Origin of the sequence: Streptomyces sp. CAI-85, assembly GCF_013363615.1 — a bacterium.
Taxonomy (GTDB): Bacteria; Actinomycetota; Actinomycetes; order Streptomycetales; family Streptomycetaceae; genus Streptomyces; species Streptomyces antibioticus_B.
In genome coordinates this window covers 1-5502 of record NZ_JAANNX010000129.1, presented here as the reverse complement: position 1 = coordinate 5502, position 5502 = coordinate 1, and the positions used below count along the sequence as shown (strand labels likewise).

3 protein-coding genes and 2 pseudogenes are annotated in these 5502 nt (G+C 68.2%); 1 reads left to right on the top strand and 4 read right to left on the bottom strand.

Going from position 1 to position 5502, the window contains the following annotated elements:
• Positions 1–418 (bottom strand): annotated as a pseudogene (locus G6W55_RS36840) (carbohydrate ABC transporter, N-acetylglucosamine/diacetylchitobiose-binding protein); the annotation flags it as partial.
• 26 nt (positions 419–444) lie between these two features.
• Positions 445–573: a hypothetical protein gene (locus G6W55_RS39355; RefSeq protein WP_256861367.1), complete on the bottom strand. Its 129-nt coding sequence runs from the start codon at positions 571–573 to the stop codon at positions 445–447.
• 212 nt (positions 574–785) lie between these two features.
• On the opposite strand from G6W55_RS39355, the gene G6W55_RS36835 reads away from it, so the two are divergent.
• Complete coding sequence (locus G6W55_RS36835) at positions 786–4589, top strand: GH92 family glycosyl hydrolase (RefSeq protein ID WP_175524963.1); 3804 nt, start codon at positions 786–788, stop codon at positions 4587–4589.
• A gap of 166 nt (positions 4590–4755) precedes the next feature.
• On the opposite strand, the gene G6W55_RS36830 is transcribed toward G6W55_RS36835, so the two are convergent.
• The gene (locus tag G6W55_RS36830) at positions 4756–5139 is read right to left on the bottom strand and encodes a hypothetical protein (protein ID WP_309243885.1); all 384 of its coding nucleotides are present in this window, start codon (positions 5137–5139) and stop codon (positions 4756–4758) included.
• Positions 5140–5206: 67 nt separating this feature from the next.
• Positions 5207–5502, bottom strand: a pseudogene (gene acnA / locus G6W55_RS36825) (aconitate hydratase); the annotation flags it as partial.

Sequence of the window (5502 nt, the reverse complement as noted above, 5' to 3'; positions counted from 1 at the left end):
TGCCGACCAGGACGCCCATGTCCATCTGCTCGGCACCGGAGTTGTCGATGAGGTCGGGCGGGGTGCCCTGGTTGAAGCGGGGCTGGAGCGTGGACTGGATCTTCTGGGTGGCCGCGAACTTCACCGTGGCGCCGGGGAAGTTCTTCTCGTAGATCTTCACGGCGTCCTCGGCGTACTCCTTGCCGAAACCGCCGTCGAAGAGGACGAATTCCATCTGGGCGGTCTCATTGACCGCGAGCGGGTTCTTGTCCGTCTTCTTTCCCGCTTTGGCCTTGTCCTCGCTGCCGCCACCGCTGCTGGCACAGGAGACCAGGAAACTCATCGTGGGGACGGACAACAGGCCCAGTGCGGCGGACCGCCTGATCAGATCGCGGCGGCCGACACCCGTGGAGTGATCATTCTCGGAGGTGGATCCCATGCTCAAGTCCTCGCCTTCTCCAGGACTCAGGCGGTGAACCGGATCCTTCCCGGCACCGCGGTCAGGTCAAGCAGGGTCGTGCGGATCGCGTGAATTGCCGACAGGTATAGTCCACTTCCCGCCAGCCGGGCAAGATCGAATGCAAGGTTGGTCATCGGTCTTTTCCGAGTTGAGACCTGCCGGACATATGAACCGACCTGGTCCGGACTTATGAACCGGCTGTGCACGGCGTGACGGAAAAGTCGCGACATACCCCCCGGACGCCACGGTCAACACCCTTGACATCGCTGGCCACTTGACCCACTACTGGTCCTTGCGTCGAGTTTTGACAACGTTGTCCAGACGATCGCAGGGAGGGTGCTGGCGTATGCGGCACAGAGCGCGGCACGGATGGGGTCCGGCCGTCGTCGTCACGGCTGCTTTCACCTTGGCGGTGGCCTCGCAGGGGGCCGCCGTCGCACTGCCGGACAAACCGGCCAAGGCCGACCGGGAGTTCGCGTCCTCGTTCGAGGCGGACGAGCCGGCGCCGGACTGGCTGAACACCGTGGACACCACGGCCGGCGGCGCCAAGCGCGCCTCGGGCGTGGACGGCGGCTACAGCTCCGGCATCCCGGGCAATGTCACCGATCACGTCACGGACGTGCGGGCGAGCAGCGAGAACACCGGCGGCGGGGAGGTGAAGGAGAACCTCGTCGACGGCGAACCGACCACCAAGTGGCTGACGTTCGCCACCACCGGCTGGGTGGAGTTCGACTTCGACAAACCCGTCAAGCTCGCGACCTACGCCCTCACCTCGGCCAACGACTACGCCGAACGCGACCCCAGGGACTGGACGTTGAAGGGGTCCACGGACGGCAAGGACTGGAAGACGGTCGACACCCGGGCCGGCGAGTCCTTCCCCGAGCGGTTCCGGACCAAGAGCTACGACCTCGCCGAACCGGCCGAGTACCGGTACTTCCGGCTCGACGTCACGAGGAACAACGGCGCCTCGGGCATCCTCCAGCTCGCCGACGTGCAGTTCTCCACCGGCGGCGGTGACAACCCGGTGCCGCAGGACATGCTGTCGCTGGTCGACCGCGGTCCGAGCGGCTCCCCGACCGCCAAGGCGGGCGCCGGCTTCACCGGCAAGAAGGCCCTGCGGTACGCGGGACGCCATACGGCGACCGGGCGGGCGTACTCGTACAACAAGGTCTTCGACGTGAACGTGGCCGTCGGCCGCGACACCCGGCTCTCCTACCGGATCTTCCCGTCGATGGCGGACGGCGACCGCGACTACGCCGCCACGAACGTCTCCGTGGACCTGGTCTTCACCGACGGCACCTCGCTCGGCGGCCTCGGCGCGAGCGACCAGCACGGGTTCGGGCTGACGCCCCGGGAACAGGGCGCGTCCAAGGTGCTCTACGTCAACCAGTGGAACAACGTGGTCTCGCGGATCGGGTCGGTCGCGGCCGGCAGGACCGTCGACCGGATCCTGGTGGCGTACGACTCCCCCGGCGGCCCGGCGAAGTTCCGCGGCTGGCTGGACGACGTCGTGATCGACCGGGCGGCGCCCGAGAAGCCGAAGGCGCATCTGTCCGACTACGCGCTGACGACCCGCGGCACCAACTCCAGCGGCGGCTTCTCCCGCGGCAACAACTTCCCCGCGACGGCCGTGCCGCACGGCTTCAACTTCTGGACCCCGGTGACCAATGCGGCGTCGTTGAGCTGGCTCTACGACTACGCGCGCGGCAACAGCGACGACAACCTGCCGACGATCCAGTCCTTCAGCGCGAGCCATGAGCCGAGCCCCTGGATGGGCGACCGGCAGACCTTCCAGGTGATGCCGTCCGCCGCGTCCGGCACCCCGGACACCGGCCGGGAGGCGCGGGAGCTGGCCTTCCGGCACGAGAACGAGACCGCGCGGCCGTACTACTACGGCGTACGGTTCGAGAACGGCCTGAAGGCCGAGATGACCCCGACCGACCACGCGGCGGCGCTGCGCTTCACCTACCCCGGCGCCGACGCGAGCGTGCTGTTCGACAACGTCACGGACCAGGCGGGGCTCACGCTCGACACCGAGAACGGGATCGTCACCGGCTACTCGGACGTCAAGTCCGGGCTGTCGACGGGCGCCACCCGGCTCTTCGTCTACGGCGTGTTCGACAAGCCCGTGACGAGCGGGGCCTCCAGCGGCGTCAAGGGGCATCTGCGCTTCGACGCGGGCGCCGACCGCACGGTCACCCTGCGCCTGGCCACCTCGCTGATCGGCGTCGACCAGGCCAAGGACAATCTGCGCCAGGAGATCCCGGAGGGCACCTCCTTCGACACGGTCAAGAAGCGCGCCCAGCGTGCCTGGGACCGGATCCTCGGCAAGGTCGAGGTCGAGGGCGCCACGCCGGACCAGCTCACCACCCTGTACTCCAGCCTGTACCGGCTGTACCTGTACCCCAACTCCGGCTTCGAGAAGGTCGGTTCCAAGTACCAGTACGCGTCGCCGTTCTCGCCGATGCCCAACCCGGACACCCCGACGCACACCGGCGCGAAGATCGTCGACGGCAAGGTGTACGTCAACAACGGCTTCTGGGACACCTATCGGACCACGTGGCCGGCGTACTCCTTCCTGACGCCCTCTCAGACGGGCGAGATGGTCGACGGGTTCGTCCAGCAGTACAAGGACGGCGGCTGGACCTCGCGCTGGTCCTCCCCCGGCTACGCGGACCTGATGACCGGCACCTCCTCGGACGTGGCGTTCGCCGACGCGTACGTCAAGGGCGTCGGCTTCGACGCGAAGGCGGCGTACGACGCGGCCGTGAAGAACGCGACCGTCGTCCCGCCGTCCTCCGGTGTGGGCCGCAAGGGCATGGCTACCTCGCCGTTCCTCGGCTACACCTCCACCACCACCCACGAGGGCCTCTCCTGGGCGATGGAGGGATACGTCAACGACTACGGCATCGCGAAGATGGGCGAGGCGCTCTACAAGAAGACCGGTGAGAAGCGCTACAAGGAGGAGTCGGAGTACTTCCTCAACCGCGCCCGGGACTACGTGAACCTGTTCGACTCCAAGGCCGGTTTCTTCCAGGGCCGCAACGCGCAGGGCGGCTGGCGCGTGGAGTCGTCCGCGTACGACCCGCGGGTGTGGGGCCACGACTACACGGAGACCAACGGCTGGGGCTACGCCTTCACCGCCCCGCAGGACAGCCGCGGTCTGGCCAACCTGTACGGCGGCCGCGGCGGGCTCGCCGACAAGCTCGACGAGTACTTCGCCACGCCCGAGACCGCGTCCCCGGAGTTCGTCGGCTCCTACGGCGGGGTCATCCACGAGATGACCGAGGCGCGGGACGTCCGGCTCGGGATGTACGGGCACTCCAACCAGGTCGCCCACCACGTCATCTACATGTACGACGCGGCCGGGCAGCCCTGGAAGGCGCAGAAGAACGTCCGTGAGGTGCTGTCGCGTCTGTACACCGGCAGCGAGATCGGGCAGGGCTACCACGGCGACGAGGACAACGGCGAGCAGTCGGCCTGGTACCTGTTCTCGGCGCTCGGCTTCTACCCGCTGGTGATGGGCAGCGGCGAATACGCCGTCGGCTCCCCGCTGTTCAAGAAGGCCACCGTCCATCTGGAGAACGGACGGGACCTGGTGGTCAAGGCGCCGAAGAACAGCGCGAAGAACGTGTACGTGCAGGGTCTGCGGGTCAACGGCCGTGCCTGGACGTCGACTTCACTGCCCCACTCGCTGCTGGCGAAGGGCGGGGTGCTGGAGTTCGACATGGGGCCGAAGCCGTCGTCGTGGGGCACCGGCAAGAACGCGGCGCCGGTGTCGATCACCCAGGACGACAAGGTGCCGGCGCCTCGGGCGGACGTACTGAAGGGCGAGGGGGCGCTGTTCGACGACACCTCGGCGTCCTCGGCCACCGTCACGACGGTCGACCTGCCGGTCACCGGTGCCACGAAGGCAGTCCAGTACACGCTGACCTCGGCCGCCGACCGCACGAAGGCACCGTCCGGCTGGACCCTCCAGGGCTCGGCGGACGGCACCACGTGGAAGACACTGGACACCCGGTCCGGCCAGTCGTTCACCTGGGACCGCCAGACCCGGGCGTTCACGGTGTCCAAACCGGGGACGTACGCGAAGTACCGCCTGGTGCTGAGCGGCGAGTCGGCACTCGCGGAGATCGAACTCCTGGCGTGACCGTCCGCCCCGTCGGGGAGGGGGTGGGGCAGGAGCGCCCCACCCCCTCCCGGCGGGTTCCGGTCCGCCGGGAGGGGATTACTCATGGGAGCGCTCCCACCACACCTGTGGCGGAAGGTAGCGCTGTGGGGGTGACTTGTAAACGGGGTTCGCCGGTCCCGTCGTGCTACGCGTCCTCGTCGTCGTCCTCTTCCGGTCCGACGTCCCGGAAGACGCTGCGGTAGTCCCCGGTGCGGACCAGTTCGTCCACGACCTCCACCATCGCGTCGATCCCCGCGTCCCGGACGATCAGCCCGTCCCAGACGTAGAAGTACCGGCCGCCGAGGCATTCGCCGGAGTCGCGGCACGCGTCCATGTTCCGGTGCACGACGTCGAGGGTGTGGACGGTCCCCGACCAGCGTTCGCCGTCGTCGAGGATCACCCACATGTCGACGTCGTCGATCTCGTCGAGAGGTGTGTCCGCGTCGGGCACGAAGAGGATCTCGTACCCGTCCCGCCGGACCCGGTAGAACGGCCCGTCCCACATCCTGTGCCCCCGCTGCTGGTACACGGCGGAGGGCCGCACCCCCGTGGGACGGGGGTGCGGCCCTCAACCCGCTTGGTGTGGTGCTTGGTTGTTACTTGCGGATCAGGCTGCGCAGGACGTACTGCATGATGCCGCCGTTGCGGTAGTAGTCCGCCTCGCCGGGGGTGTCGATGCGGACGACCGCGTCGAACTCGACGCCGGTGTCGGTGGTGACCTTCACCGTGCGCGGGGTGGTGCCGTTGTTCAGCTCCTCGACGCCGGTGAAGGAGAAGGTCTCCTCGCCGGTCAGGCCGAGGGACTCGGCCGAGGCGCCCTCCGGGAACTGGAGCGGCAGGACGCCCATGCCGATGAGGTTGGAGCGGTGGATGCGCTCGTAGGACTCGGCGA

Excerpts from the sequence above, each read along its gene's own strand:
- G6W55_RS39355 (WP_256861367.1), bottom strand. The coding sequence starts at position 573 with ATGACCAACCTTGCATTCGATCTTGCCCGGCTGGCGGGAAGTGGACTA.
- G6W55_RS36835 (WP_175524963.1), top strand. The coding sequence starts at position 786 with ATGCGGCACAGAGCGCGGCACGGATGGGGTCCGGCCGTCGTCGTCACG.